The sequence below is a fragment of the Streptomyces chilikensis genome (assembly GCF_001642695.1).
GTDB lineage: Bacteria > Actinomycetota > Actinomycetes > Streptomycetales > Streptomycetaceae > Streptomyces > Streptomyces chilikensis.
The window spans coordinates 2,885,942-2,889,479 of the sequence record NZ_LWCC02000005.1 but is presented as its reverse complement, the minus strand read 5'-3'; the positions used below and the strand labels follow the sequence as shown (position 1 = coordinate 2,889,479).

1 protein-coding gene and 1 pseudogene are annotated in these 3,538 nt (G+C 77.2%); both read right to left on the bottom strand.

All coding sequences use genetic code 11. From position 1 onward, the window contains the following. Positions 1-1,563 (bottom strand): DUF5719 family protein (locus tag A2U95_RS12940; protein ID WP_166022269.1); only part of this gene is annotated, 1,563 nt, incomplete at its 3' end. Further along, positions 1,560-3,538, bottom strand: a pseudogene (locus A2U95_RS32650) (family 2 glycosyl transferase); the annotation flags it as partial. The gene A2U95_RS12940 and the pseudogene A2U95_RS32650, both read right to left, overlap by 4 nt.

Sequence of the window (3,538 nt, the reverse complement as noted above, 5' to 3'; positions counted from 1 at the left end):
GTCGTCCGGCAGGGTCTGCACGGTGAACGCGGCGATGCCGTCCAGCTTCTCGGAGAGGGTCCGGGAGGCGTACACCGGGCCGCCGGAGACCGGCTCGACCACCAGGGCGTAGGTGCCCTCGAGGCCGTTCGGCACGGGCAGCTCGATGTCGGTGGTGGTGCCCTTCTTCAGCTCGTACGTCTTGGACGTGCCGGTGCCGCCCCCGCTGCCCGCGGAGGAGGTCACCTTCACGGTGGCGTCCTCGGTCGGGGCGACCAGGGAGAGCGTGGTGCCCTTGGCGGTGTTGCCGAGCGCGGTGGCGCGGGTGGTGACGGCGGCGGTCGCGGGGATGAAGGCGGTCTCCTGCTTGCCGCCCTTGCCGCGCACCACCTGGAGTCCGGCCACCACCGGGACCTCGCGTCCGGTCGGCGTGAGCAGCAGCGAGCCGGCCTCGCCGCGGGTGACGTCCTTGAGGTCCGTCGAGGTGGTCATGCCCGCCTTGACGTGCAGGGTCTCCAGGCCGGCCGGGGTGATGACACCGGTGGGCGAGGCGAGCCGGACGTCGAGGTCGGCGTCGGAGTCGCCGGGCGCGTAGGCGATCAGGCGGACCGAGGTGGCGTCCTTCGGGATGCCGGGCAGCACCAGCGAACCGGCGGGGTCGGCGGCCGGGGCGATCCAGTCGCCGCCGTTGCCGGTGTCCAGCGCCTGCACGCGGGCGCCGACCCGGCCGCTGCGGACGCTGACGTGCGCGGTGACGTCGGGGAGCGGCTGGTCGGTGAGGGTGGACAGCAGGACCCGCTCGCTGCCGAGCGGCGGGACCGTCACGCCGTCGGGGACCGAGGTCTCCAGCTGGCCCTCGGGACCGAAGAGCTCGATGTCGACGACGGCCGCCGAGTCGTCCGGGTTGGTCAGGTGCACGTAGTCGGTGCGGAACTCCGCGGTGCTGGCGCCCGGGAACCAGAAGTCGGTGTCCGGGGCGCTGCAGGTGGTGCCGTGCAGGCCGCGGCCGGCGCCGACGGTGACCGTGGTGGTCTGCTGGACCGTCCAGCCGGGGGCGAAGCGGCCGTCGGCGGTGCCGAGCAGCGCGGGCTCGTCGCCGCCGGAACGCTCCCGGGAGACGGGCTCGCCGGGCTTCTCGAGCGTGAGCACCGGCTTCCCGGCGGGACGGGCCGCGGCGTCGGACCCGTCGGCGCCCCCGGCCCCGCCGGACTCCTCGGACCCTCCGGCGTCCTCGGCGTTCCCGGTGTTCCCGGCGTCCTCGGTCTCCTCGGCGCCGGCGTCCTCGTCCTTCTCCGCCGGGTCCTCGGTGCCGTCCCCGCCGGAGGGCGGGGCGGCGGGCAGGAGTCCGGCCTCGCCGCCGTCGGCGGCGTCCTCGGTGACCGGGGTGAAGGCGGTGTAGACCGTCTCCGCGACGTCGGACCGGCTGGGCGACGGGCAGAGCAGCTTGGTGCGCTCCACGGGCTGTTCTGCCGCCGTCGCCCCGGCCGTCACCGCGCTCTGCGGTTCGGGGGCGGTCAGCACGGCCACGCCGGTGACGGCGGCCAGGGCGACCGTGCCGGCGATCAGGGAAATGGTGCGGTTCACTGCTGGCTCCCGTCGGGACGCTCACTGCCGTAGTCGTGGCCGTAGTGGTCCTGGCCGTGGCCCTCGCCGTACGGGCCGCCCCGGCCGTGGTCCTGGCCGCCCGGGTGGTGGCCCCGGGCGCCGGGGCCGGGGTCGTACGCCTCCCCGGCCACGAAGTCGCCGTAGGGGCCGCTGTAACCGGCGGAGTCCGCCGGCCCGGCGGCGTCGCCGGCCGGGGCGTAACCGTACGGGTCGTAGGCGTCGGCGGGCCAGCCGCCCCCCTCGTACCCGGGGCGGTCCTGCGCGGCGGCCGCGTAGGCCTCCTCCGCCGGGGCGCCGCCGCTGCGGCCGTCGTCGTCCCGGGCCGCTCCGGCGGGCGGGCCGGACGGTCCGGGGAACGGCTCGTCCGACTGCTGGCGCGGCAGGGCGGCGGCCTGGGCGGCCGCCTCCGCCTCGGCCTGGGCGCGCAGGCGGCGGGCCCGGCGGCTGTCGCCCTCGAGGTCCTCCGCGGTGATCTCGGGGGCCTCCTCGGGCAGGTCGTCGTCGATGTCGCGGCGGCCGCCCGGCAGGGCGAGCACGATCAGCGTGAGGGCGAGCAGGCCCTGCGCGACGAGCCAGACCACGTACGCCGGCGAGTTCTCGTGGGTGACCTCCAGCGCGCCGCCGCCGGGCGGCAGCCGGAAGCCCTGGGCCCAGCCGTCGAGCTTCACGGGGGTGAGCTCGGCGCCGTCGACGGTGGCCGTCCAGCCGTCGTCGAAGGTGTCGGCGAGGCGCAGGACGCGCCCCTCGGGACCGGCCGGGATCCTGCCGGTGATGTCCACCGGTCCCGCGGCGACCGGCTGGGCCTTGCCCGCGGAGGCGTCCTCGGTCGGCAGGATCACGGCGCGGGAGATCTCGCGGTCCAGCCGCCACAGGCCGCTGCCGTCCTGCTGGCTGAGGCGGCTCAGGCCGGGCGTGGCGTCGAGCACGCGGGTGATCTCGCGCGGGGCGCCGGGGCGGACCAGGACGTAGCGGATGGCGAAGTCGCCGAGCTCGTCGGTCTGGTCGGCGCCGGAACCGGCGACCAGGTGGGCGACCACCCGGTCGAGGACCGCGCTGTCGCCGAGGGCGGCCGCGACGTCGGCGTCGCCGAGGCGGGCGCCCGAGCCGCGGACCAGGGTGTAGCCGACGTGGGCCGGGGAGGTGCTGTCCAGGACCAGGGTGCGGGCCTGGTCGTCGTCGCCGCTCTCCTCGGCGACGAAGGCGGGCACCTGCACCGGGTCGCGGCGCTCCAGCGGCCCCTCGGCGCCCGCGACCATCCAGCCGACGGCCGCGATCAGCGGCCCCACGGCGGCGGCCAGGGCGATCAGCGCGGCGACCGGCTGACGCCAGCCGAAGCTCTGCTCGGCGACCCGGGAGCGGGCGCCGTCCGCGCCGACGGCGGCGGCGCACAGCAGCGCCAGGCCGTAGACCAGGGTGGCCGGGCCGGCCCAGGCGGAGCCGTTGGACAGGGCGGCGAAGAGCAGGGCGGTCAGGGCGACCGCCCAGGCGGCCACCACCGGCGTCCGGCGCCCCTCGCGCACCAGGGCCGCCAGCGCGGCCAGCACCACGCCGATCAGCAGCAGCCCGCCGACCGTGCCGGGGCCGCCGGGGCTGGCGCCGAGCAGGTCCAGCGGCGAGGCCGCGCCGACGCCGAAGTCCATGCCGGCCTCGGAGAAGAAGCCGGTGGGCAGCAGCGAGAACGACCAGGGGGCGAGCACCAGCAGCGGCGTGCCCAGCTGGGTGACCAGGCGCAGCGCGTACGGGACCAGGTCCCGGCGGCGGATCACCAGCACCGCGATCCCCACGACCAGGGCGAGCGGCCACACGATCGGCGTGAACGCCGTGGTGAGGGTGAGCAGCAGGGTGTAGGCCCAGGTGGCGCGCCAGGTGCCGCGGGCGTCGCCGCGCGCGGTGAGGCCGCTCGCGGCGACCGCGGCGCGGGCCGCCAGCGGCAGCACCATGGCGAGCACGGCCG